22 protein-coding genes are annotated in these 25,032 nt (G+C 62.7%); 13 read left to right on the top strand and 9 right to left on the bottom strand.

Annotated elements, in window-relative coordinates; all coding sequences use genetic code 11:
* Window positions 1-287 precede the first annotated feature (287 nt).
* The 3 genes from ACO2Q9_RS04590 to ACO2Q9_RS04580 all read right to left on the bottom strand — a co-directional run bounded on the left by ACO2Q9_RS04590 (window position 288) and on the right by ACO2Q9_RS04580 (window position 4,452).
* Complete coding sequence (locus ACO2Q9_RS04590; protein ID WP_423308757.1) at window positions 288-2,006, bottom strand: recombinase family protein; 1,719 nt, start codon at window positions 2,004-2,006, stop codon at window positions 288-290.
* Window positions 2,007-2,531: 525 nt separating this feature from the next.
* Complete coding sequence (locus ACO2Q9_RS04585) at window positions 2,532-3,776, bottom strand: AAA family ATPase (protein WP_423308755.1); 1,245 nt, start codon at window positions 3,774-3,776, stop codon at window positions 2,532-2,534.
* Window positions 3,777-4,323: 547 nt separating this feature from the next.
* Complete coding sequence (locus tag ACO2Q9_RS04580; protein ID WP_423308753.1) at window positions 4,324-4,452, bottom strand: hypothetical protein; 129 nt, start codon at window positions 4,450-4,452, stop codon at window positions 4,324-4,326.
* 1,237 nt (window positions 4,453-5,689) lie between these two features.
* Here ACO2Q9_RS04580 and ACO2Q9_RS04575 point away from each other — a divergent pair.
* Genes ACO2Q9_RS04575 through ACO2Q9_RS04550 form a run of 6 tightly spaced genes read left to right on the top strand, consistent with a single transcriptional unit; the run spans window position 5,690 to window position 11,019 of the window.
* Window positions 5,690-6,931 (top strand): ABC transporter substrate-binding protein, encoded by a 1,242-nt coding sequence (locus ACO2Q9_RS04575; RefSeq protein ID WP_423308751.1) that lies wholly within the window; start codon window positions 5,690-5,692, stop codon window positions 6,929-6,931.
* 28 nt (window positions 6,932-6,959) lie between these two features.
* Window positions 6,960-7,736: an MOSC domain-containing protein gene (locus tag ACO2Q9_RS04570; RefSeq protein ID WP_423308749.1), complete on the top strand. Its 777-nt coding sequence runs from the start codon at window positions 6,960-6,962 to the stop codon at window positions 7,734-7,736.
* Between the two features lie 13 nt (window positions 7,737-7,749).
* Entirely contained in the window at window positions 7,750-8,508 is a 759-nt protein-coding gene (locus ACO2Q9_RS04565) for an ABC transporter ATP-binding protein (RefSeq protein ID WP_423308747.1), read from the top strand.
* Complete coding sequence (locus ACO2Q9_RS04560) at window positions 8,501-9,205, top strand: ABC transporter ATP-binding protein (protein WP_423308745.1); 705 nt, start codon at window positions 8,501-8,503, stop codon at window positions 9,203-9,205. The genes ACO2Q9_RS04565 and ACO2Q9_RS04560 overlap by 8 nt, the downstream gene beginning before the upstream one ends.
* Window positions 9,206-10,090, top strand: coding sequence for a branched-chain amino acid ABC transporter permease (locus tag ACO2Q9_RS04555; protein WP_423308743.1), 885 nt, complete (start codon window positions 9,206-9,208; stop codon window positions 10,088-10,090).
* Entirely contained in the window at window positions 10,090-11,019 is a 930-nt protein-coding gene (locus ACO2Q9_RS04550; RefSeq protein ID WP_423308741.1) for a branched-chain amino acid ABC transporter permease, read from the top strand. Before ACO2Q9_RS04555 ends, ACO2Q9_RS04550 begins: the two co-directional genes overlap by 1 nt.
* Before the next feature lie 10 nt (window positions 11,020-11,029).
* Here the strand turns inward: ACO2Q9_RS04550 and ACO2Q9_RS04545 are convergent, their stop codons facing one another.
* Complete coding sequence (locus ACO2Q9_RS04545; protein ID WP_423308739.1) at window positions 11,030-11,959, bottom strand: LysR substrate-binding domain-containing protein; 930 nt, start codon at window positions 11,957-11,959, stop codon at window positions 11,030-11,032.
* Between the two features lie 129 nt (window positions 11,960-12,088).
* Here ACO2Q9_RS04545 and ACO2Q9_RS04540 point away from each other — a divergent pair, with 129 nt between their 5' ends.
* Genes ACO2Q9_RS04540 through ACO2Q9_RS04520 form a run of 5 tightly spaced genes read left to right on the top strand, consistent with a single transcriptional unit; the run spans window position 12,089 to window position 16,592 of the window.
* Entirely contained in the window at window positions 12,089-13,045 is a 957-nt protein-coding gene (locus ACO2Q9_RS04540) for a PDR/VanB family oxidoreductase (protein WP_423308737.1), read from the top strand.
* Between the two features lie 28 nt (window positions 13,046-13,073).
* Entirely contained in the window at window positions 13,074-13,949 is an 876-nt protein-coding gene (locus ACO2Q9_RS04535; protein WP_423308735.1) for a polysaccharide deacetylase family protein, read from the top strand.
* A gap of 28 nt (window positions 13,950-13,977) precedes the next feature.
* The gene (locus ACO2Q9_RS04530; protein ID WP_423308733.1) at window positions 13,978-14,292 is read left to right on the top strand and encodes a hypothetical protein; all 315 of its coding nucleotides are present in this window, start codon (window positions 13,978-13,980) and stop codon (window positions 14,290-14,292) included.
* Window positions 14,293-14,298: 6 nt separating this feature from the next.
* Complete coding sequence (locus ACO2Q9_RS04525) at window positions 14,299-15,369, top strand: CobW family GTP-binding protein (protein ID WP_423308731.1); 1,071 nt, start codon at window positions 14,299-14,301, stop codon at window positions 15,367-15,369.
* Complete coding sequence (locus ACO2Q9_RS04520; RefSeq protein ID WP_423308729.1) at window positions 15,366-16,592, top strand: amidase; 1,227 nt, start codon at window positions 15,366-15,368, stop codon at window positions 16,590-16,592. The genes ACO2Q9_RS04525 and ACO2Q9_RS04520 overlap by 4 nt, the downstream gene beginning before the upstream one ends.
* Before the next feature lie 109 nt (window positions 16,593-16,701).
* Here ACO2Q9_RS04520 and ACO2Q9_RS04515 read toward each other — a convergent pair whose 3' ends face one another.
* Complete coding sequence (locus tag ACO2Q9_RS04515) at window positions 16,702-17,265, bottom strand: nuclear transport factor 2 family protein (RefSeq protein WP_423309928.1); 564 nt, start codon at window positions 17,263-17,265, stop codon at window positions 16,702-16,704.
* 185 nt (window positions 17,266-17,450) lie between these two features.
* On the opposite strand from ACO2Q9_RS04515, the gene ACO2Q9_RS04510 reads away from it, so the two are divergent.
* On the top strand, window positions 17,451-18,089 hold the full coding sequence (locus ACO2Q9_RS04510; RefSeq protein ID WP_423308727.1) for a hypothetical protein: 639 nt from the start codon (window positions 17,451-17,453) through the stop codon (window positions 18,087-18,089).
* A gap of 4 nt (window positions 18,090-18,093) precedes the next feature.
* Here the strand turns inward: ACO2Q9_RS04510 and ACO2Q9_RS04505 are convergent, their stop codons facing one another.
* Window positions 18,094-20,355, bottom strand: a complete 2,262-nt coding sequence (locus tag ACO2Q9_RS04505; RefSeq protein ID WP_423308725.1) for a spermidine synthase — start codon at window positions 20,353-20,355, stop codon at window positions 18,094-18,096.
* 22 nt (window positions 20,356-20,377) lie between these two features.
* Window positions 20,378-21,190 (bottom strand): HDOD domain-containing protein, encoded by an 813-nt coding sequence (locus ACO2Q9_RS04500; RefSeq protein WP_423308723.1) that lies wholly within the window; start codon window positions 21,188-21,190, stop codon window positions 20,378-20,380.
* A gap of 185 nt (window positions 21,191-21,375) precedes the next feature.
* Here ACO2Q9_RS04500 and ACO2Q9_RS04495 point away from each other — a divergent pair, with 185 nt between their 5' ends.
* Window positions 21,376-22,764 (top strand): sensor histidine kinase, encoded by a 1,389-nt coding sequence (locus tag ACO2Q9_RS04495; protein WP_423308721.1) that lies wholly within the window; start codon window positions 21,376-21,378, stop codon window positions 22,762-22,764.
* A gap of 25 nt (window positions 22,765-22,789) precedes the next feature.
* On the opposite strand, the gene ACO2Q9_RS04490 is transcribed toward ACO2Q9_RS04495, so the two are convergent.
* Together ACO2Q9_RS04490 and ACO2Q9_RS04485 are read right to left on the bottom strand one after the other, a co-directional pair.
* A complete protein-coding gene (locus tag ACO2Q9_RS04490) occupies window positions 22,790-23,383 on the bottom strand; it encodes a LuxR C-terminal-related transcriptional regulator (protein WP_423308719.1) in 594 nt (197 codons plus the stop codon).
* A 103-nt stretch (window positions 23,384-23,486) separates the two neighbouring features.
* Window positions 23,487-24,779 (bottom strand): tryptophan--tRNA ligase, encoded by a 1,293-nt coding sequence (locus tag ACO2Q9_RS04485; protein ID WP_423308717.1) that lies wholly within the window; start codon window positions 24,777-24,779, stop codon window positions 23,487-23,489.
* Between the last annotated feature and the right edge of the window lie 253 nt (window positions 24,780-25,032).

Raw genomic sequence — 25,032 nt, 5'->3', positions numbered from 1 at the left:
GCAGCGTTAACGCTGCATAGCATAACATAATCTATAAGCAAATCAAAACCCTGGCCAATAAAAGTCACAGCGAGAGCCTAAGGACTTCAGAGGGAAAAAATAGTCTTCAGTCTCATCCGGCGGTAGAATGAAGCATTAATGCTTCATTCTACCGCCGGGTTACTCTCCTGTCTGATTGACGGTCACAAAAGAGTATGTTATGCTACGAAGCATTAATGCTTCGTAGCACTAGAAATGCTTTATGCTCGCTATAGCCTGTAGATCGCTTTTGGAAGAGGCTGTGACGATCAGTCTGTTTCAGGGCTCTTCGACTGTTTGTAGGCTTCTTGCTGCTTCGACCAGCTAAGAGAAGGGTGTAAGTCAAGCGGTGGAGCATTTGCTGCATCGTTGCCTAGCAAAGCTTCAGTGATTTCTGGTGCTAGCAGTCCTCTTCGAAGCTCACTCTCGATGTACTTTGCGGGCAGTTGTTCCGCATTGGCAAGCGCCTCCACGGATTTGTATTGCCCACTAATAAGCGCTTCACGCCACTTGTATGAGCGTGCCAGAGCGATCCGTTGGGGCGTCAACGCGAGCCGGGGATGCTCAGTCTCAGGTAGCGCGGCCTGGTGAGCCATCTCCTCATCGCGCTTCTTCATCCATTCGGGCTCCACATAGAGTCTGAACTTCAACCCATAAGGTTTGAGGTCGAACGGTGCCCGTAGCTGGTTGCCGCTTCGAAGCGTGATCTGAATGGAGTCCTGCCGGATCGAAACCCGTTCGACGAGCTGCAGCATGAGCTTACGCACGCGTTTGGTATCGGCAGATCTCATATTTTGAGCCTGGGCTTGAAGCTCAAGGAGCTCCTTCTTCGATGCTTGGGCTATGGCCTCGTCCGATAGCCAACGAGCGACATGCTCCCGGACGATCGGCTCAAGAACCGGGGCAGCGATGGAAAGCTTGGTCGTCGATGTCTCAGTGATCTTGTGCTCCCGGGTATTCGCGTTGGAGTAGTACCTATAGCGTTTTCCCTTCTTGATGCCGTGGATGGGGCTCATGGCAAATCCTTCGGGGTCGGCGACGAGCCCGGCCAGCAGGCTTGGGTGCTGAGCATTCAATTCAAGTGGACGCTCTTCTATCTTTCGCGCCGTCAGCTTGCGAGCCATCATGAAGACCTCTTGCGTGATGATCGCCTCGTGCTGACCTGGATACGATGATTCGCCGTGCGGGATGTAGCCCGCATACGTCACGCTGTCCAGCATGTTCCTGACCACGGAAGGCCTGAAAGCGAACCCTTCTGTGACTTTCCCATCCTTGTTCACACGAGTCTTCGTTCGTGCCCCTATCTCATTGAGTCTGCGTGAGACCGCTGTAACGCTCTTTGTCTCCAGATAGAAGTCAAACATCGCCCGGACGATCTGCGCCTCGGCCGGGTTGATAACCAGCTGTCTGTTGACGACGTCATACCCGAGTGGGATTGAACCTCCCATCCAGATTCCCTTCTGTTTGGAGGCCGCGATCTTGTCCCGAACCCGCTCGCTTGACATCTCTCGTTCGAACTGGGCGAAGGACAGCAGAACATTCAGGGTCAACCTGCCCATGGACGAACTGGTGCTGAAGTGCTGGGTGACGGACACGAAAGAAACGGCGTGCTCCTCGAACAGCTCCACGATGCGGGCGAAGTCGCGCAATGAGCGGGTGAGACGGTCTATCTTGTAGACGACAACAGCATCAACGAGCCCTGCCTTGATGTCCGTGAGCAGCTTGTGCAGCGCCGGTCGCTTCATGGAACCACCGGAGAAACCGCCATCGGCATATGTCTTCTGGATCTGTACCCAGCCTTCGGCTTTCTGGGACTGGATGTAGGCTTCGCAGGCCTCCTGCTGCGCGTCCAGGGAGTTGAACGCTTGACCCAATCTTTCGTCCGTGGAGGTGCGCGTGTAGACAGCGCAGCGGCATAAAGTTGGCGTGGCTTTAGGCGGATGCTCGACCAAGGGCTGGCCGGCGCCGGGTAAGGATCGTTTGACCAACGAGGCTCCAATGAATCGCTGTTGACGGCCCCGATGAAGCTGAACATTCCCTGTTAGGCGGCCGGAAATTCCCTGATACCGGAGCGGCGGCGTGAGGCTGAAATCGGGGCTTAGGGGGTTTCCCCTCGAAGGCCTTGCTCCTGACGTTGAAGGTAGCAAAGAAATGGCCTGAATTTCCCTGTAAAAGTCCCTGTTTCAGGGTACCCCCGAGGTGAGGCGGGTTCGCTGTCCACTCGGACCACCGCCAATTGGCCCTGCAAGACGGTCCATGTTGATCCAAAAAAGCCTGCTCTGAGGGCTTTTTCATTTAGGGAATCACCTCAGGTAGTGTCAGTTCATGCTTTGACATCTCATCTGCTCAAGGGGCACATTTGGTCGGGATCGCTTGGGCATACACACGGTACGTCGCAGATCCTCGCATACCCGCTTTGGAGGCGGGGGCACGAACTGCAAGGCAAGGGTTGTAGGTGGATGCAGCGCCTGTAGCTTCTTGGGGGTGGCGGCGGAGCACCAACTCAGTAGCCCTCAAATTCCCGGGCCCAAGCCCAGATCCATCTGCGGCTTTGTAGAGAAGATCTGGGCTATCTCATCCGTCAGTCGCCCCTCATTCAAGCCCTTAAGAATGATGAACGGCTGCATCATTGGGTCTGCAAATCGATATCGGTAAGCGCGCGGCGTGCCCACGCGCTGCAATACGTTCCCACGGTCTTCTTCACAAAATGAATTCATGTGCATCGCGTAGGTCGATGCTTGGTAGTTTTTCCCGGGGTGCAACTTGTTAAGGGGTACCGCAACAGCAGACTGTTGGAATCGACCTAACTCGTCCGTCTGTGCAAAAGCGCATGCAAGTAGCACTGAAGCGTACAGAGTGTCGTCGCCTCGTTGGCTGCGGATTGCACGCATGTAGTCTTCGCGAATTGATTGATCCAGCTCTGTGATGGAACCGTCCAACGCCTTATCGATGTCCGTATGGCGCACAGTCAGGCGACGCTCACTGATCGCGAAGCGTGCAGCGTTCATGGCGAGCAGATGGGCATAGTATGGCAATCCCCGTGACAAGAACACGATCTTCCACACCGCATCTGCGTCCGTACTCAGCCCGCATCGGCTGTAGCGCGTTACAACGAGCTGCTTAAGTTCGTCGGTGGACATTCGGGGCATCTTTATCTGGATCAGGCTGCGCGTAATGGACTCGTGTCCTTCTATCAGGGTCGACACGTCTTCCGCCACTCCGACGACAACCAATGTCGCATTGACCGAATAATCTGCGAGCGCCTTAATCGTGTCGGCCACAAGAATGTTGGCTTGGTGCTGCTTAATTCGATCAAATTCATCCAGCACGATGATCGGCATCTGATTCTCAGAAAACTGCTCGAGGACCAACTGGACATCGTCAGGGGTGATGTCGCCTGAGAAATCATCAGAGATCCGCTTGCTTCCACCCGCGACCTCTGCGGTGTAGTTAAGTCGCTTGAAGACTTTTCGCCATAGGGTCGTGAAAGTATCTGTGGGATCAGCGTTTACACGGACGTAGATCACGTCACGATTGGGTCTGCGCGAGACCAAGCCAAGGATGTTTACTAGCGACGTTTTGCCAACGCCACGCTCCCCGTAAACGATCGCGTGCCGTCCTCTCTGATTCACGGCGTCTTCGAGGGCTGATATTTGCTTGCCGCGACCCGCAAAGAGATCCTTCTCTTGGACAGGTGATCCCGGTGAAAAGGCTGCTGTCACATCCGCCCGAACAGCCGCCCAATCCTCGATGGTCATGTTTTTGCTGGGTTTCACTGGCGCCTCAGTAACTATAGAAGTGCGCATATTAACAAAATAAAGATCAAATAAGCAAAATAATACCTACGGCCCGTGCGGGGGGCGAGCATGATTAACCCAGGCCCACCCAAGCGGGCTTTTTTACATCTGGTTGGGATGGCGGTCATGGCATCGTGCTGTTCGTGCTCGATTGCAACATTCCGGATCTGGCGAGCAGCGGCCGCGCCTAAGCTGTTCCAACGAGGATATGTGACAATTAGTACGCTTAATAACTACAAGCGCATCAATGGGCAGGGGCAATCCAATTCATGGCTTCAAGCGTCGGGCGTTCTACGAGCGGAAATGGCTTGTAGAGCTGGTTGCAGCTGGTCCCCCTTTTATTGGAGCGCTCTACTCCGCATATAAGGCATGGCAGGCTACGAACGTGCCTCCGACTGGATCGCCAGTTATTGCGTCAAATGGTGTTGACCCGTGGGTGTTGGGCTTGGCTTGCTTGTGGCTGTTCTTGGCCTCGATCATCAAAGTAGTGGCGGCCAAAGCGCAAGACTCAAAGGAAGATGCGGCGCGTGGACACGATGGTCTCATCGCAACGTTGCATGTCGTTCACGCGGTCGTAGCGCGCGTAGGTCGGTTGAATACGGCTGAAGAGCTTTTGAGCTTGCGTGTGACGTTTCATAGAGTGGTCCCGCCGCTTGAGACTAGCGAGCACATCGAGCACATCGTTAAGTACGTAGGTGGGCCTGGAAGCGATCCAGGGCGTCGATTCTCGATCAGATCGGGGATTACTGGACGTGCGATTCGGGAGAACGCAGCGTTTGTGATGGCTAGGCAAAGCGAGAAGTATGAAGACTACGTGAACGAATTGGTCAAGGAGTGGTCCTACACGCAGGCTGATGCACGCCAGATGACAATAGATAGGTTTTCCGCGATGGCAGTGCCCGTCAGGGGGCGTGGACAGGACGTCTTGGGTGTGGTCTACTTAGACTCAAGTTCCAAGAATTTTTTTGCTTCGGATGAGATGCAGCAGGCGGTTACCGCCGCTTGTTTCGGAGTAGCAGACTACATAGGGGAACGATATGGCTAACCAATCTGGCAAGAGCAAATCTAGTAGCGGCTTCTTCGCGGCCAAGTCAGTCGTGTCCAAGAAGGGTGCGACCATGAAGGTAACGAAGCTGGTCCTTACTCAGCGAGCTTCGGAACTCCTAAAAACGAACAGCAAAGGTATCAGCGTTGGTGCAGCTGAAAGGCGAAAATCTGACGAACTTGTCGCGGCGGATTGAGTTGATAGATTTCCGGTAAAGCCCGCCTCGTGCGGGCTTTTTAGTGTCTGATTGGGCGTGTTTGCATCGAGCCCTCGATTTCCATCTGCATTCCCAATGAGGTGATACTCAATCGCAAGAGGCAGTTCCTGGCTAGTAGCTACGGCACCTCGCATTGAAGACAAAGAGACTCGGCTTCAAGCGGAATAGCGCAGTGGCTTTCGGGCCGCATCCCAGCGGAAAAAGCCGTTTAGCAAGTGGGCTAGTCCGTGCATTGATAGCGTCGAAAGCTTGGGGGCATCAGCGTCATTTTTAGGGTTTGCTCGCTAGCACTGACGCGGCCTCACGGCCTTCATCGCGCTGTTACCCTCCCGCCAGGCAAAAGGCCTGCTGGAACCAGCGGGCCTTTTCATTCTGCGGGCCCGACCCCGCGCGCACCATCGGCTGGCATGCGTCTTGATGCATCCAGGCATCTTGCGTCCAGCGACGGGCGGGCGTGCACTTCCGCGGTGCGCACGGGCATGCCATTAGCTTTCCTCATGTGTTGATGGCAAAAGAGTCGGTTGTTGCGCAACGGGTGCACTTCTTAGACTTGTTTCAGCCTCGAACTCCGAGTCGACTGCCCATCAACCCGCGCAAGAACTGGAACACATCATGAACAAGAGCCGCATCCTTTCCCGCCTCGCTGTGCCGCTGCTTTGTACGGCCGCTTTCTGTCAGCAAGCTGTCGCCCAGGCTCCTGCGCCCGCATCGGCCGTCTCCGATGGCGTGGTCAAACTGGGCGTGCTGACGGACCTGTCAGGTCCGTTCTCGGATTTCGCGGGCAACGGTTCCATCGCCGCCGTGCGCATGGCGGTGGCCGATTTCGGCGGCAAGGTGCTCGGCCGTCCGGTCGAGGTGGTCTATGCCGATCACCAGAACAAGACCGACGTCGGCGCGAACATCGCCCGCGAGTGGTACGACACGTCCAAGGTCGACGCGATCTTCGACATCTCCAACTCGGGCGTGGCGCTGGCCGTGATGAACGTCACGCGCGACAAGAACAAGGTGGTGGTCCTTGGCGGCGTGAGCACGACGCGCGTGACCACCGATTCGTGCACACCCAACAGCATCCAGTACGTGTACGACGCCAACGCGCTGTCGAACGTGGTGGGCAAGGCGCTGCTGTCGCAGGGCGCAGACAGCTGGTACTTCATCACGGTGGACTTCGCTTTCGGCCATGGCCTCGAGAAGACCACGGCCGACGTCGTCAAGGCATCCGGCGGCACGGTGGTGGGCGCGGTGCGCCATCCGCTGAACACGACGGATTTCTCTTCCTATCTGCTGCGTGCCCAGAGCTCCGGCGCCAAGGTGATCGCGCTGGCCAACAGCGGCACGGATACCACCAACGCCATCAAGGGCGCGAGCGAGTTCGGCCTGGGCACGAGCGGCAAGCAGCGCGTGGCCTCGCTGCTGACCTTCATCTCCGACGTGCATGCCATGGGCCTGCCGCAGGCGCAGGGCATCCAGCTGACCGAAGCCTTCTACTGGGACGCGAACGAGGAATCGCGCAAGTGGGCCCGCCGCTTCTTCGAAGCGAACAAGCGCATGCCCACCATGGTCCATGCCGGCATGTATTCCGCCGCCATGCACTATCTCAAGAGCATCCAGTCCGCAGGCGGTGACGGCGCCACTGCCGTCATGGCGAAGATGAAGTCCACGCCGGTGAACGACTTCTTCGCCAGGAACGGCACCATCCGCGCCGACGGCCTGCACGTGCACGACATGTACCTCATGGACGTGAAGAAGCCCGCCGATTCCAAGTACCCCTGGGACTACTACAACATCAAGGCGACGGTGAAGGCCGAGCAGGCGTTCTCGCCGATGGTGGCCGGCGCATGCGCATCGGCACGCTGAGTCGCGGCTGGCAAGGCAGGGGCTCCTCGTGAATATTGCAGCGCTTTACCGTTTTCCCATCAAGGGCCTGAGCGCGGAAAGCCTGCCGCAGGTCGGCCTGCGGGCCGGCTTCGGCTTCCCGATGGACCGTGTCTACGCGGTGACCGATGGCTCGCTCGACTTCGATGAAGCAATCCCGAAGCCTGCGCCCAAGACGCAGTTCCTCATGCTGGCCAAGTACGAGCGGCTGGCCCGGCTGAAGACGCGCTATGTCGATGCAGACAACCTCATGGTCGTCGAGGAAGCAGGGCTTCCCGCGAAGCAGTTCCGTCTCGATGTGCATGAAGATCGTGAAGCGTTCGCGGCCTTCCTCGGCGGCTACGTCGGCATGCCGCTGCCGGGCAAGCCCCGCCTGGTGCGTGCCGAAGGTCACCAGTTCACGGACGTCAGCGTGCATGGCGTGGAGTTGATGCGCAGCATTTCGCTGATCAACCTTGCCACCGTGCGCGATCTGTCGGAGAAGCTGGGCGCCGTACTCGACCCCGTGCGCTTCCGTGGAAACCTGGTGTTCGACGGCGCGCCCGCGTGGTCCGAGCTTGACTGGGTCGGCAGGACCCTCCACGTGGGCGACGTGAAGTTGCGGATCATCCGCCGCACCAAGCGCTGCGCGGCCACCAGCGTGAACCCGCAAACGGCCATCCGCGATGTCAACGTGCCGCTGGGCATCCGCGACAAGCAGGGCCATGGTGATCTGGGGGTGTATGCCGAGGTGGTCACACCAGGCACGATCGCCGCGGGCGACGCCATGGTGCTGCAGGAAGCTTGAACGACAAGACGCGATGAACGGCGACTACATACTGGAAACCCGGGGACTCGGGAAACACTTCACGGGCTTCCGCGCCGTGAACGACGTGAACCTGCGCGTGAAGCGCGGGTCCATCCACGCGCTGATCGGCCCCAACGGCGCGGGCAAGACGACGGTCTTCAACCTGCTGACGCGCTTTCTTCCGGTTTCGGAGGGAAGCATCCATTTCGAGGGCGACGACGTCACTGCGCTGCAGGCGGCGCGCGTGGCGCGCATGGGCCTTGTGCGCTCGTTCCAGGTGTCGGCCATTTTCTCCGGCATGACCGTGCTGGACAACGTGAAGGTCGGCCTGCAGAAGCGCGACGGCCTGGCGCACTGCTTCTGGCGCGGCTCGCAGGCCATTGCGCACCTCGACGCCGAAGCGATGAACCTGCTCGAAGCCGTGGATCTGGCAGACGTCGCGCATCACAAGGCAGCGGGCCTGCCTTACGGAAAGCGCCGCAGCCTCGAGCTGGCAACGACGCTGGGCATGAATCCCAAGGTGATGCTGCTCGACGAACCGACCCAGGGCATGGGGATCGAGGACGTGGCCGTGGTCACGCGGCTGATCCGTCGTGTGGCGGAATCGCGCACGGTGCTCATCGTCGAACACAACCTCAACGTCGTGTCCGCGCTGTCGGACACGGTGACCGTGCTGGCACGCGGCAGCGTGCTGGCCGAGGGCAGCTACAGCGAAGTCGCGGCCGATGCACGTGTGGTGCAGGCTTACATCGGAGTATCGGACGATGAGTGAATTCGCCGTCGAAGTGAAAGGCCTGCATGCGTACTACGGGGATTCGCATGTGCTGCATGGCATCGACCTGAATGTTCGCCCGGGCGAAGTGGTCACGTTGCTCGGCCGCAATGGCGCTGGCCGCACGACCACGCTGCGCGCGGTGATGGGTCTGCTGTCGCGTTGCGAGGGTGCCGTGCGCATCCGGGGCCGGGACGCACTCGGCCTTGCGCCGCACCGCGTCGCGCGGCTGGGCGTGGGTTACTGTCCGGAAGAGCGGGGCATCTTCGCGTCCCTGTCGGCCGAAGAAAACCTGCTGCTGCCGCCCGTGGTGGCCAGCGGCGGCATGTCGCTGGAGCGGATTTACGAACTCTTCCCGAACCTGCATGAGCGCCGCAAGAGCCCGGGTGGACGCCTGTCCGGCGGCGAACAGCAGATGCTCGCGCTGGCCCGCATCCTGCGCACGGGCTCACGCATCCTGCTGCTCGACGAGATCACCGAAGGCCTGGCGCCGGTGATCGTCAAGGCACTGTCGGCAGCGATCCGGGAACTCAAGAAAGAGGCATTCACCATCGTGCTCGTGGAACAGAACTTCCAGTTTGCGCGGCGCGTGGCGGACCGCCACTACGTCATCGAGCGCGGCGCGGTTGCGCTCGAGGTCGCGGCGGCGGACGTGGATCGCCGCTCTTCCGAAATCGAAACCTTGCTGGGGGTCTGAATGGTTGCATTCTTCAGCCAGCTTCTCCTGGGACTGATCAACGGTTCCTTCTACGCACTGCTGAGCCTGGGGCTCGCGGTGATCTTCGGCATGCTCAACAGCGTGAACTTCGCGCATGGGGCGATGTACATGGTGGGCGCGTTCCTCGCGTGGATGTGCCTCGTCCAGCTTCCCGAGCTCGTCGGCCCCGACATCCAGATCGGCTACTGGTGGGCGTTGCTCGTGGTGCCGCTCGTCGTTGCGGTGCTGGGCATGGGCTTCGAGCGCGGCTTCCTGCGCAAGTTGCGCAAGCTCGATCCGATCTACGGCATGCTGTTCACGTTCGGCCTGGCCCTCGTGCTGGAAGGCCTGTTCAAGAACTTCTACGGAGCGGCGGGCCGGCCGTATCCGATCCCCGACGCCTTGCGCGGTGCGGTGGACATCGGCTTCATGATGTTGCCGAAGTACCGTGTGTGGGTGGTAATCGCGTCGCTGTCGGTCTGCTTCCTCGTCTGGTACTTCATCGAGAAGACGCGCATGGGCGCCTACCTGCGGGCCGGCACCGAGAACGCGGCGACCGCGCAGGCGCTGGGCATCAACGTGCCGCTGCTCGTGTGCCTCACCTACGGCCTGGGTGTCGGGCTGGCCGCCTTCTGCGGCGTGCTTGCAGCGCCCATCTTCCAGGTGAGCCCGCGCATGGGCTCGGAGCTCATCATCGTGGTGTTCGCCGTGGTGGTGATCGGTGGCATGGGGTCCATTGCTGGCGCGATCATCACCGGGCTGGCGCTGGGCGTGATCGAAGGCATCGTGAAGATGATCTACCCCGAGAGTTCCGCCATCGTCGTATTTGTCATCATGTCCGTCGTCCTCGCATTGCGACCGGCCGGACTGTTCGGACGCAACTGATGAAAAAGCAATCGATCCTGTTTGCCACGCTGATCGTCTTCGGCATTGTCGCGCCGTGGACCGGCATCTATCCCGTGTTCCTCATGAAGGCGTGGTGTTTCGCGCTGTTCGCCGTCGGCTTCAACCTGCTCATCGGCTTCGGCGGGCTGACTTCCTTCGGGCATGCGGCATTCTTCGGCGGCAGCGCCTACCTGGCCGGCTACGCCATGAAGGAGCTGGGCTTCCCGCCGCTGCTGGGCATCGCCGCCGGCGCAGCCTGCGGCGCGGCGCTCGGATACGCGGTAGGTGTGCTCGCCGTCCGCCGGCAAGGCATCTACTTCTCCATGGTCACGCTCGCGCTGGCGCAGATGCTGTACTTCGTGTGGCTGCAGGCGCCGTTCACGCACGGTGAAGACGGCCTGCAGGACATCCCGCGCGGCCAGCTCGTTCCCGGCGTGAGCCTTCAGGACAACATGACGCTCTACTACGTCGTGTTCGCTGTCTTCATGGTGGGCTTCGTGTTCATCTGGCGCGTGGTGGAGTCGCCGTTCGGGCAGGCGCTGAACGCCATCCGCGAGAACGAGCCGCGTGCGATTTCGCTCGGCTACGACGTCGCGCGCTACAAGCTCGGTGCGTTCGTCATTTCTGCCGCACTGGCCGGCGCCGCAGGAGCGACGAAGTCCATCGTGTTCCAGCTTGCGTCGCTCACCGACGTGCACTGGTCGATGTCGGGCGAGATCATCCTGATGACGCTGCTCGGTGGTGTCGGTACGTTGCTGGGGCCGGTCGTCGGGGCTTTCCTGGTCGTCACGCTGCAGAACGAACTGGCCACGCGCGTCGGCCCATGGGTCCAGGTGATCCTGGGCGTGATCTTCATGGTGTGCGTGTTCTCGTTCCGCCAGGGCATCGTCGGATCGCTGGCGGCGCTGCTGGGTCGCCGCAAGGCCTGAGCAGGCTGCTTCAGTACTGCGCGGAGAGCCAGCTGGAGAACAGTTTCACTTCCGGCGACAAGGCCTTCTCGCGAGGGCAGAGCAGGTAGTAGGCACCGGAGCTCTGCAGCCTCAGGTCGAACGGCTGCACGAGCTCGTCGCGCCACTCGGGTGTTTCCACTTCGATGACCGGAACGCAGGCGATGCCCTGGCCCGCGCGTGCCGCGAGCACAGCCATGTACGAATGGCCCACCTCCATGCGCACGCGGCCAGTCAGGTCTTCCTTGCCGGAGGCGCGCAGCCACGCCGGCCAGCAATCCGCACGTGCCATGTTGTGGATGAGGCAGTGCTTTGCAAGATCGTCGATGGAATGCAACGGGCCGTGTCGCGCGAGGAAATCGCGCGAGCAGACCGGTGTGATGTAGTCGTCCCACAGGTGCATGGCTGTCACGTCGGTCCAACTCTCCGACATCCGGAACGTGATCTGCGAACCGCCTTCGACATAGTCGTGGCCCGGCACCTTGCCCACCCGCAAGGCGACGTCCACCGGGTCGCGCTTGAAGTTCACGGGCTCGAGCGATGCCGACACCTGAAGGCGGATTTCGGGGTACGCCGTCATGAACGCCGTGAGCCGCTGCATGAGGAAGAGCGTGCCCATCGTGGGCAGCAGGCTCACCGACAGCGAACGTGCCTGGTCGAGGCCCTGGAGCGTGGCGTTCTCGATCAGGTCGAGTGCCTGCGTTGCGGGAACGAGGTACGACTGGCCGAAAGGCGTGAGTTCAACCTGGCGGGTGAGGCGACGGAACAGCGGCGCCTTCAGGAACTCTTCGAGCAGTTTGATCTGACGGCTGATCGCGCCTTGCGTGACGTTCAGTTCTTCAGCGGCCTTGGAGAAGCTCATGTGGCGGCCTGCTGCCTCGAATGCGCGCAGGGCCAGGAGCGGGGGCAGTCGGCGCTTCATGGGCGACGGATGACTTCAACTGATGTCACGAGGAAAACAAATGGTTTGTGAGGCCGCTGCGTAGCAAGGAAACTCATCGGCAAGAAAGAGACGCGAGACGTATGAGATGCCTCCACAGGAATTGGTTTCATGCTGCAAACGATTGTCGTGCAAGTGCAAAGGGCTCGCAAGCTCAACAGCCAGGTGATCGAGTACGAACTCGGAAGCTCCGAGGCAGATCTTCCCGAATACACGCCGGGTGCGCACATCGAGGTCCGGGTGCCCGGTGTTGGTCCTCGCCACTACTCGCTGGTCCGTACATGGGAAGCGACAAACCCCTACGTGATTGCAGTGCAGCGCGAAGCGGCCGGCCGCGGCGGCTCGCGCTGGATGCACGATTCGCTCGAAGTCGGTGCCACGCTCGAGATCGGCCCGCCCAAGAACAATTTTCCATTGCATGACGACGATGCCCGCATCATCCTGATTGCGGGTGGCATCGGCATCACGCCGGTCCTCTGCATGGCAGAGGCGCTCGACCGCGCAGGCCGTGCATACGAGCTCGTCGTGTGCGTGCGTGACCTGGAGCGGCTGCCATATGCGGACGACGTGAGCGCACTGGTCGCACGTGGCAAGGCCGTCATCGTAGTGTCCGATGGAAGTGACGGAAACCAGTTTGTGTTGTCCGAGCGCTTCCCCGATCTCGCAGGTCCGGTCCGCATCTACACCTGCGGTCCGGCATCGCTCATGCAGCACGTGCGCGAGGCCACTGCGGGCATGCCGGGCGTGTCGATCCACGAAGAGCGCTTCGGTGCCGCGCCCGTGCCGGCCGTGCCTGTCGGGCCGCTGCCGTTCCGCGTTCGTTGTGCGCGTTCCGGCCTCGTGGTGCCTGTCGATGCCGGGCAGTCAATGCTCGACGCGTTGCTGGACGCCGGGCTGGACATCGACCATTCGTGCCGCGAAGGCTATTGCGGCACCTGCCTCACGAAGCACATCGACGGCTCGCCGATCCACCTGGACAGCTGCCTCGGGCAGGAAGAGCGCTCGCGCTATGTGGCCGTATGCGTGTCGCGTGCGCTGAACGATTCTGAAATCGTGCTGGATATCTGACCACTGAACCAACTGGAGATCGCAACCCATGGCCAAAAGAATCACCTGTGCGATCGGCATCGACGTCGATGCCGTCGCCGCCTGGATCGGCACCTTCGGCGGCGCGGATTCGCCGCACGACATCTCGCGCGGCATGTTCGCCGGCGAAATCGGAAGTCCGCGCCTGCTGGAACTGCTCCGGCGCTTCGACCTGAAGTCGACCTGGTTCATCCCGGGCCATTCGATCGAAACCTTCCCGGATGAAATGGCGCAGGTCGTCGAGCACGGCCATGAGGTCGCGCTGCACGGCTATTCGCACGAGAATCCGCTGGCGATGACGCCGACGCAGGAGGCCGACGTGCTGGACAAGTGCATCGGGCTCATCACCGATCTCGCCGGCCGCAAGCCCACGGGTTATGCCGCACCGTGGTGGGAACTGAGCCGCGCCACCCCACAACTGCTGCTGGACCGTGGCATCCGTTACGACCACAGCATGATGCACAAGGACTTCCAGTGCTACCGCCTGCGTGTCGGCGACCAGTGGACGCCCATCGATTACTCGCTGCCGGCCAGTGAGTGGATGAAGCCGCTGGTGCGCGGCACCGAATCCGCGCTCATCGAGATCCCGGTGAGCTGGTATCTGGACGACCTGCCGCCGATGATGTTCATCAAAAAGTCGCCCAACAGCCACGGCTTCATGAACCCGAAGGACATCGAGGAACTCTGGCGCGAACAGTTCGACTGGGTCTACCGCGAGTACGACGACGCGGTGTTCAGCCTGTGCCTGCACCCCGACGTCGCGGGCCGTCCGCAGGTGCTCGCGATGCTCGAACGCCTGCTGGCGCACATCCTGCGCCACCCCGGCGTCGAGTTCCTCACCATGGATGCGATCGCGCAGCGCTTCGCAGCCGAGAACCCGGTCTGAGCCGCCAAGGCAAGCAACCATGTGCGGCATGTGCGGACTCTGGAGCCGTGACGATCACTGGTCCAGCTTCGCGAAGCTGCCGGGCCGGCGCGACGATGCCTACTCCGTGGTGCGTTCGCGGCAGGAGCAGGCGCAGACCATCTCGCAGTTCACGCGCCCGAGCGGCGCCTCCGTGCGTGACTGGGGTGGCGGCATGTGGATCGTCGAGGGCATCTCGGGCGGTTCGGAGGTCGTGTCCGCACTCGGTGATGTCTGGGCTGCCGTGGAGCGCCTCACCGGTCGGGTCGTGGACCCGCTGGACCTGCCGCTCGTGCAGTCCTTCGAACGGGGCCGTCAGGCCTGATCACGCATGCAGGACCCGCGCATTCCCGTCTACGTGGTGACAGGCTTCCTGGGCGCGGGCAAGACGACGCTGCTGCGTCGCGCGCTGAAAGACCCGCGCCTCAGTGGTTCGCTGCTGCTCGTCAACGAAGTGGCCGAACTGGGCGTCGATGACCGACTCATGCGCCTGGATGGCACTGAAGCCGTGCTGCTGGCCAATGGCTGCCTGTGCTGTGCGGCAAGCGAAGGCCTGAGCCAGACCCTGCAGAAGATCGTCGAGTCCGAGGCGGCGCCGGCCATCTCGCGCGTCATCGTCGAAACCACGGGCCTGGCCGATCCGCTGCCGGTCATCTCGACGATCGCCATCCATCCGTTCCTGTCGGCACGCCTGCGCGTGGAGATGGTCGTCACCATCGTCGATTCGATGCATGCCGTGGAGAGCGAGGGCAGCGCCGACTACGCGCGCCAGATCCAGTCGGCCGACGTGGTGCTGCTGTCGAAGACCGATCTTGCGACGCCGGCCCAGGTGGATGCAACGACGGGCGTGGTGCGCCGGCACAATCCCTTGTGTGCCGTCCATCGCGTGTGCGATGCCGACTTCGCCGACCTCGTGACGTGCATGTCGTCCGAGCATCGTGCCGACCGCCTGGCAACGGGTCTCTTCTCCACCATCCTCGATGGGGCGGCACCTGCAGAGCGCACACGGCTGCGCATCGGCCAGCGCTTCGCGCCATCGAGCGTGCACACCTCCAGCGTCCAGACCTTCTGCCTCGAACTGGGTGACGACCTGGACTGGCTGCGCCTGTCCGTCTGGTTGTCGCTGATGCTGCACCGCCACGGGGCGAACGTGCTGCGGATCAAGGGCTTCCTCGCGCTGGAGAACCGCGATGCACCGGTGGTCGTCAACTGCGTGCGGCACGTCATCTACTTCCCGGAGCATCTCGATGCGTGGCCTGACGGCGACCGTCGATCGTTTCTCGTCTTCATCGTGAAGGACCTCATGCCGGACGCGGTGTTGCGCTCATTCCTCGCCTGTGTGCGCCGGCCGGCTTCGATCGGCCTGTCGACATCGCGCACGGCTGTTCCCGCGATTGCATGAAACAAGATTTCTCTCCCATCACAACCGCACGAGACACGGTCGGTGCGTTCCTGCATGAAGACGCGATCCTCGTGCCGCCAACCGGCAGCGGTCCGCTCGACGGGCTGACTTGCGGCGTGAAGGACCTGTTCGACATCCGCGGCCATCGCACGGGGTATGGCAATCCAACCTGGCGTTCGACCCATGCGCCGGCAAAACGTCACGCCCCGGCTGCACAGGCCATCCTCGATGGCGGAGCGCACGTCGTCGGCAAGACGCACACCGATGAACTCGCCTTCAGCCTGACCGGTGAAAACTTCCACTACGGCGCGCCGTTGAACACGGCCGCACCGGGCCACATCACCGGCGGATCATCGAGCGGGTCTGCTGCGGCTGTCGCTGCGGGTCTCTGTGACTTCGCGCTGGGCACCGACACCGGTGGATCCGTCCGGGCACCCGCAAGCTTCTGCGGGTTGTTCGGCTTTCGCCCCACGTACGCGGCGGTGTCCAGCGAGGGCGTCTGCAGGCTTGCGCCGTCGTTCGACACCGTCGGCTGGTTTGCGCGGAGCGCGCGCGTGCTCGAGGCCGTGGGCGACGTGCTGCTGCCCGCAGATCGCGCCGTGAACCAGCCAGGCTCCATCGGTTTTCCCGAGGAAATCTGGCAGTCGCTGGATGCCGGCAATGCGGGTGACATCCGCGAAGAAGGACTGGCGGTCGCGCGCAGGCTCGGTGAAGTGCAGCCGGTGCCGCTGGCCCCGTCGGCGCTGGATGCGTGGTTCGAATCGTTCCGAACCGTGCAGTTCCACGAGGTGGCGCAGGAGCTCGGCCCCTGGCTGGACGCGCACAAACCGGTGCTCGGCCCCGGCATTGCGGAGCGCATCGACATCGCCCGCCGTCTTACTGCCTCGCAGATCGACGACGCCACGAAGGCCCGCATGGCCGTACGCGGCTACATGGACCAGATGCTGGAACGCCATTCCCTGCTCGTCCTGCCCACCGTGCCGGGAGCCGCGCCGAGACGTGGGTTGCCCATTGAAAGCATGGAGCGCTACCGCCGCACGGCGATGCGCTTCCTGTGCATCGCCGGTCTGGCCGGGCTTCCGCAGGTCAGCATCCCGATGCTGCGGGCAGACGGCTTGCCGTTGGGGCTGTCCCTGATCGGGCGGCCCGGGGCCGACAGGGAACTTCTGGCTTTGGTGGCGCGGATGTTCACGGATCCCCAGAGTTGGACGGTTGTTCAATAGACGCACTGAAGCCAGCATTCGGCGCTTTCTTGCTTCCGGAGAAAAGTGCCGAGGCGGGCGAAGATTTCAAGTCATCAGTAACCTGGATGGGCTGAACAGCGTGGCTTCGTCATACGTCTTCAACGCCCTCGCGCGTGTACCTGCGACTGCCCGAAACCGGGTTGTCGTAGTGGAAAGGCGGTATGTATACAGCGGGCCAAGGTTCATACTCGCGCGATGGAGGATGGTCCGGTGGCAGGTGTGGACGCATGCCGCCTGCTGGCGACTTCGCCTTCGCCCATCCCTCGTCGAATGGCGTGTGGTAGGTACGATAGAAGTGCAGCCGCTGGATTCGCCAGAGCCCATCGTCGCCCTTGCGATACCGGATTTCATACGGCCCTTCGCCCCACACGGCGCTTTTGCCGAACTCTGCAATCTGCATGAAGCAGCGCCAGCGGCCGCTCGCGCCTCGGCCGTCGTCGTCGACATTCACGATGCCCTGGACGATCATGTGGTTGTAGAGTCGCCCCCATACCAGACCGTTGTCGTCGCTGAGGGCCGGGCCTTTGCCAAGCAGATCCTTGAACAGAACGCCTGCCTGCTTCTTCCCGACATAGATGCCGAGCGCAGAAATCTCGACGCTGCAATCGTCGGTGAAAAGTGCAAGCGCTGGATCCCACTGGGCTTTGTTCAGGTATTAGCCGAGCACACGACAGACGTGCTCGATCGCCGTCGTCGACGCTTCGGTGTGCCGGCCGCGCTGTCGGCCCGGATCCCGAGCGTCGGCGCTGACCTACCCGCATGCCGGACTCCCGCTGACGGACCGCAACGGCTCATCGGCGCAGCATGGTTGGAAGTCCAATGCTGAAGGAGTCCGTCATGGAATTTCGCAACAAGATCTTCACGGTCGCGCTCATCTGCGCGGCCACTGCGTCGATGGCGCAGGTCGGCAGTGCAGGTGCAGTGAGGGGCGGGGGACTGACCTCCGGCTTCGGCCCTGCAAGTTCCGGCAACGGCGGTGTGTCGGCGAGCGGCCTGACATCGGGTTCGGGTCCCGCCACCTATGGTTCGCCCGCCGCGCCGAGCGGGCTGACTTCCGGTAGCGGCCCCAGCATCACGGGCAACGGGTCATCCACGGTCCAGTCGTCGACATCGCCCGGCGTGATCGTCATCAACAACGGCACGACAGCGATCAGCGGTGCGTCGGGCGTCGTTCCGTCCCAAGGCACCGGTGTTGTTCCGGGACAGGCGGTGGGCGGTGTCGGCGCCAGCGCGGGCGTCGCGGCCGGAACCACCGCGCAAGGCAGCCTTCTGGCGCCGGGCATCGTTTCGACCCCCCAAGGCACCACACAACGCACCACATCGCAGGGCGCATCCGCGAGCGGTTCCGTGACGTCCACCACTTCCGGGGCTGGAAGCGACGGTGCGTTCACGGCATCGGTCACGTCGCAGCAGTCGTCGCCCTCCGACGGACTGCGCGCCGAGCCGATGGTGCCGACTTTCACGGCCACGCCCTAACTGGTTACTTCAGAATCCTGAACAGGTTGTTGTAGTCGTCGGTCCAGAGCGCGAGGCCAGGGATCGGCTTGATATCGACTGAGCGGGCCACGATGTCCGGATCGTCCACGAACGCCCGGTTGCGGGTGACCAGGACATAGGTCGTGGTGTCCTGCCAGTAGTTTTCCGGTGGGGGAACGTCGTCGATCTCCACCGCATGCAGACCCACATCCTGTGCGAGCTGCGCGACCACGGGTGACAGGTTCAGGAAGCGGTTGCTCACGTGGAACGCGACGACGCCGTCCGGCTTCATGTGCTGCATGTAGATCGCAAGCGCTTCGCGCGTGATCAGGTGCACGGGGATGGAGTCGCTGGAGAACGCGTCCACCACCAGCACGTCGAACTGCTGCAGCGCACCGCCCGCTGCTTCGCGCTCCATGGAGAGTCTCGCGTCGCCCAGGACCACCTCCACGGCCGCCGGCGAGTCCTTCAGATAGCTGAAATGGTCGTGCGCGATGTCCATCACTGCCGGGTTGATTTCATAGTAGCGGACCTTGCCGCCCGGCTGGCCATACGCAGCGATGGTGCCCACGCCCAGGCCGATGACCCCCAGATGTGGGCGCGCCGACTGGACTTTGGCGATGGCCAGGCCCGCACCGGACGACTCGGAGTAATACGAGGTCGGGCGGTGACGCAGGTCGGCGTCACCATACTGGCGGCCATGCGAGATGACGCCGTGGACCAGATAGCGTGACTGCGAAATCGTGCCGTAGTCCTTGACGCGCAACGTGCCGTAGAAGTTGCGCGTCATCATTTGCGTGTTGTCGAACATGAAGCTCGCATAGTCGCGCGCGAACCAGAAGCAGAATGCAGCGGACAGTGCCGCCAGCAATGCACCGCCCGCCCGTATCGAACGGCGCATGGCGATGAGTGCGCCGGCCAGAACGGCCGACAGGCCGATGGCGATCATCAGCACATTGTTCTTGGGCAGGATGAGCTTGTGCTCCAGATACCAGATCAGTCCGAGCACGAGGCTCGCGGCAAGGATCATCAGGTACGAGCCCGCGAGGCGGCGCGACACGTACGCCAGCAGCAGGCTCGCGGCGATCAGCGCCATCGGCAGTTCCCAAGGGCCGTCGAGCAGACGCGGCGCGCCGACGCCCACCAGCAGCCCGCCCAGCGCGCCGCCGAGCGACACCATCAGGTAGAACCGCGTGAGCCATTGCGGCGCAGGCCGGGCCCGCACGAGCTCGCCATGGCAGAACATGCACACCGCAAACAGGCCGCCCCCGAAGAGCGGCAGGGCATGTTCGATCTGCAGCACACCACCGCTGGCACGCAGACCCCACACCATCGCGGGCGCCAGCACGATCACCGCAGGCCAGAAAATCCAGCGGCGATACCAGAAGTCACTGTCGAAGCAGAGGATGAAGGTGAGCAGGTAAAGCGCCAGTGGCAGGATCCACAGGAACGGCACCGAAGCCACATCCTGCGTGATGTGCGTGGTGATCGTGAGCAGCATCACCGTGCCGAGTGCAGCCAGGCACAGCCAGAGGGCGTAGTCGGCAAGTCGTGGTGCAGTCGCTGCTGGCGGGACTTCCGAATTTCCTTCCGCGCCATCCGCACTTTGCGCACTTTCGGCCCTTGCACCATCGGTCGCCGGTGGAACTGTCGGCGCCAGTGGGTCGATGGCCGCTCCGATGCGGCGCTCTGTTCTCCAGGCCGATGCGATCACGAGCGCGGCAAACAGCAGGAAGCCTGCAGACCAGGCCCAGCTCTGCACGCGCAGGCTGGCGTACGGCTCCAGCGCGAATGGGTACGCGACAAGTGCGATCAGCGAGGCGAGGTTGGACAGCGCGAACAGCCGGTAAACGCGCGCCTGCCGCGGGTCATTCACATGCACGCGCGCAAACCAGCTCTGCACCAATGGGCCCGTCGTGCACACCACCAGATACGGCAACCCGATGGTGACGGCCAGCAGCGAAAGGATGCGCAGGGTCGGGTCGCCGTCGCCCGTGGGCTTCCAGGACGCATCGGGGATGACCGGCAGCATCAGGCATGCGGCGAGCACCAGCACGGTGTGCACGATGGCTTGCCGCCGCACAGGCAGCCGGGAAATCCGGTCCGCGTAGATGTAACCGGCCAGCAGAAGGAACTGGAAGAACACCAGGCAAATGGTCCAGACGGCGGCCGTGCCTCCGAACCACGGAAGGATGTGCTTGGCGATCAGCGGCTGCACCAGGAACAGCAGGAATGCCGAGACAAAGATGGTCGAGGCGTAAAGCATCGGCGATCTGGTGCTTGCAGGTTCAGGCGTCGTTGGCCGACTCGTCGTAGTCCGGTGACCAGCGCACGATGCTGGCCGGATCCACGCCCAGCGCCTTGCCGATGCTCACCGGATAGAGGCGGATCTGCACGTCTTCGGGCAGCGACATCTCGATGGCACGTGCGCGCCATGAAGCGAGCTGCACCACGGCTGCGTCGAAGTTCCTTGCGTCGGTCAGATCCGGCGTGCGCTGTGTTTCGATGACGCGCACGATGCTTGCGGGCAGTTGCCACAGCCGGGCCAGCGCCGCGCCGACTTCGGCATAGCTGTAACCCAGCATCTCGACCTCCGCCTTTCCGCGCCCGATGGACAACGGCGGGGTGATGCGGTCCAGCGCCATCATCTTCTCGGTCATGCCCACGCGCATGACCAGCGCACCGATCATGTGCAGCAGCGCGCCGGTGTAGGCGGCTTCACTGTCCGAAGAGATGTTGCGCGACACATGGCGGGCCAGGTCCGCCGTGGTCAGGCTGAAGCGCCAGAACTGCTGAAGCACGGCGGGCGGCAGTGCGGGAAAGCTGTCCCTGGCGATCAGGCCGATCACCAGTGAGCGGACCTGCGATTGGCCCAGCAGCCGGACGGCGTCGCTCACGCTTTCGATGGTGCGACCGCGGAAGAAGAAGGGCGAGTTGGCCAGGCGCAGCAGCTTGGCCACGATGACCGGGTCCGCTTCGATGCATTCGACGATGTCGTCCGTGGAAGCGTCTTCGTCGTCGAAGGTCTTGATCAGTTTTGCCACGGCCTGGGGCGCGCTGGGCAATGCGTTCGGCTGTGCGAGAAGGGCGTTCAGTTCCATCGCGGGCAAAAAAAAGCGCGGCAGATGCCGGCGCGCGGTGTTGTTGACAGGATGCAGGATACACCGGGACTCACGGATTCTCACCGTTTTGCGTTGCGGGTGTTCCATCGGGGCCACGCGAAACGTGAAAAGTACACGCCCACTGACCTGTCCTGGCGCGCATGGGCGCCGTTTAGACTTGCAGCATGACGCTTTCCCACATCCTCACCGGGGCCCAGGACGACGAGGCCGTGTGGGTCGAGGGTGAGCTCATCCGCAACCTCGTGGCGGCGGCGCGCAGCACGCAATACACCGGCGCGATCGTCGTGCCTGTTTTCTTCGGCGTCGGCTACGGCGAGGTGCCGCTGTCATGGCTGCTGGTCTGGTGCTCCGGTGCGCTGGCGCTGTGGGCATACCGGTTCTGGATCGGTGTCCGGTACACGCGGCATGTGGCGCGCGCAGATACCGCGGCGCATATCGCGTTCATCCGCCGCTTCGCCCATTCGTGGCCGCTCAGCGCATTCTGGTGGGGCCTGTCCACCTTCATGTTCTTCGACCGCACGCCGCTGGTCAGCCAGTTCATCTGCTGGCTGATCATCGCGGGCATGGGGGCGTACTCGCTCAACAGCTTCTCGTCGTACCTGCCCATCATGCGTGGCTACGTAAACACGCTGGTCTTCACGATCATGGCCGTGATCGCCGTGCGCATCATCGAGCTGAAATTCCAGGGGCCCACCTTCCACTACTGGCTGCTCATCCTGGCCATCGTGCAGTGGCAACTGCTCATCCGCGGCGGAACGCGTCTCAACGAAACCTACCGCCGCAACTTCGAATTGCTGTACCGCAACAACCTGCTCATCCAGTCGCTCACGCGGCAGACGCAGGCGGCGCTGGACGCCGTGGCGGTGAAGAACCGCTTCCTCGCAAACGCCACGCACGACATCCGCCAGCCGGTGCATGCGCTCGCGCTCTATGCGGACTGGCTGCGCGACGAGCCCGAACTCGTGCGCGAGATCGCGCCCAAGATCGTCGAGGCCACACAGGCGGTGAACCGGCTGTTCGACTCGCTGTTCGACCTCGCGCGCCTCGACGCAGGCCAGGTGCGCATGAACACCGAGGTGATCGACATCACCCGGCTGCTGCATGACCTGGACCTGCAATACCAGCCGCTCGCGCGGGCGCGTGGCCTCGAATTCCGGGTGCGCGGCGTCGCCGGCACCATCGTTTCCGACCGCATCCGTCTGCAGCGCATCCTGGGCAACTTCATCTCCAATGCCATCAAGTACACGCCGCGCGGCGGGGTACTGCTGGCGGCGCGGCGCACGGCGCGCGGTGTGCGTTTCGAGGTGTGGGACACCGGCATCGGCATTGCGGGGCAGCACCTGGGGGACATCTTCCGGGAGTTCTACAAGGTGCCGGCGCATACCGGCACGGAAGACGGCTTCGGGCTGGGCCTGGCCATCGTTTCGCGCCTAGCCCACGCGATGGGCCACCGGGTCGGCGTGCGTTCGCGGGTGGGGCGGGGCAGCGTGTTCACACTCACACTGGACAACGGCGACGCATCCGTGGCACCGCCAGTCAGGACGCCGCTCTGAAGCAGCGCGCCGCCGGAGGCGGCGTTCAGACGGCCAGCAGGCCGTGCGTGCGTGCGTAATGCAGCGTCTGCGTGCGGCTTTTCACGCCCAGGCGGCGGAACAGGCGCCACAGGTGCACCTTCACCGTGTGTTCGCTGATGCCCAGTTCGTCGGCGATCTCGCGGTTGGACAGGCCGCGGTCCAGCATCACGATCAACTGGCTCTGGCGTTTCGAAAGCTTGTTGTCAGCCGGCGTGACTTCCTCGAAGCCGCTGTCGGCCGTGAGCAGGGCGCGCAATGCTGCACCGATCTCGAACGCACCGGACGATTTCTCGATGTAGATGTCGGCGCCGGCCTCGATGCACTGTTCTTCGATGTCGCTCGCGGGCGATGCCGACAGCACGGCCAGCGGAATGCCGGGGTATTCCTTCTTGAGCTGGATGACGCCTGAAACGCCCTGGGCGTCGGGCAACTTGAGGTCCAGGCAGAACAGGTCGGGCGAGCCGTTGCTCTGCACGGCTTCGGCCAACTGGCCCAGGCGTTCCAGTTCCACCACTTCGGCCCCGGCGCGATGACGGCGCAGCAGCATGGAGACGGCCTCACGCATGAGGGGATGGTCATCAATCACGTAAATAGGCATGAATTACAGCTTTCGCAGTTCCAACGATCATTGGTGTTATTAGCAAGGGCGATGCCTGTCCCGATTCCCGTTTCCGATCCCCGATTGGCGCCCAGCCCCCGATTCAATCAGCTTGGGCCATTTGCTGCAAGGCCGCCTGCACGTCGGCAGCCGTTACACCTTCCGGCAGGCTTTCCGGGGCCGGCTGCGCCTGAGCCCCAGCCTCGCGCAGGGCCGCAATGGCTTGCGCCGCGTCCTTGGGCGAATCGAAACCGCCGCTTTGCACGAGCAGCCGGCCGTGCGCATCCACCAGCTTGAAATGGAAGCGGCCGTCGGCCTCGCGGTACTGCTTGAAGCCGGCGACCGCGGCCTTGGCAGCCTTGGCCTTCTTGCCCGTGTCTGCCGTGGCCGCCAGATTGCGCAGGCCGACGGCATGGCGCAGCTTGCGGGTGAACGGGGTCGCGATCTTCCGCGCCTTCTCCGCCCCTGCGAGCAGCGTGTCCTCGATGCGCTGCGGGTTGGCGATCAGTTCCTCGTACTTCACGCGCATCGGCGCGAGTTCGCGGTCGATCCGGTCCAGCAATGCCTGCTTCGCATCGGCCCACGAGATGCCGTCCGCATAGGCCCGGCGCAGGGATTCGGTTTCCTCGGGTGTGGCGAAGGCCTGGTAGATCTGGAACAGGGCCGAGCCCTCGGTGTCCTTGGGCTCGCCGGGCGCGCGCGAGTCCGTCAGGATGCCGGCGATGAGCTTCTGCAACTGCTGGCGGCTCGCGAACAGCGGGATCGTGTTGTCGTAGCTCTTGCTCATCTTGCGGCCGTCCAGACCGGGCAGCGTGGCGACCGATTCCTCGATGGCGGCCTCCGGCGGCACGAAATGCTCGCCGTACAAGTGGTTGAAGCTGTAGGCCATGTCGCGCGCCATCTCGATGTGCTGGATCTGGTCGCGCCCCACCGGCACCTTGTGCGCGTTGAACATCAGGATGTCCGCGCCCATCAGCACCGGGTACATGAAGAGGCCGGCGGTCACGTCGGCGTCCGGGTCGTTGCCGGCGGCGATGTTCTTGTCCACGGAGGCCTTGTACGCGTGCGCGCGGTTCAGGATGCCCTTGCCCGTGACGCAGGTGAGAAGCCAGGTGAGTTCGGGGATTTCGGGAATGTCGGACTGGCGGTAGAAGGTCACCTTCTCCGGGTCGAGCCCGGCGGCCAGCCAGCTCGCTGCGATCTCGAGCGTGGAACGCTGGATGCGTGCGGGCTCGCCGATCTTGATCAGCGCGTGGTAGTCCGCGAGGAAATAGAAGCTTTCCACACCGGGGCGGAAACTGGCCTGTACCGAGGGACGGATGGCCCCGACGTAGTTGCCCAGGTGCGGCGTTCCGCTCGTGGTGATGCCCGTGAGGACGCGCTCGATGCTGTGCATGGTGCTTGCGATCAGTGATCGGTCAGTTGGATCAGTTCAGGATGTGATACAGCGGCGAGACCATGACCATGATGAGGCGCATGGCGCCCATGACGAGTGGCCGGAGCCAGTCGTTGGTTGCCACGCCGGTGACCAGCAGGGCCAGCACCACGTAGAAGCCGTACGGCTCGATCCGCGCCAGCCATTGTGCCTGTTTCAGGGGGAGCAGTCCCGGCAGGATTGAAATCCACGCGCGGATTGTCTCAGGTGCTTG

It is taken from the genome of Variovorax sp. VNK109, from assembly GCF_049445855.1.
GTDB lineage: Bacteria > Pseudomonadota > Gammaproteobacteria > Burkholderiales > Burkholderiaceae_C > JAGOCV01.
This window is presented reverse-complemented; position numbering and strand designations above follow the sequence as displayed.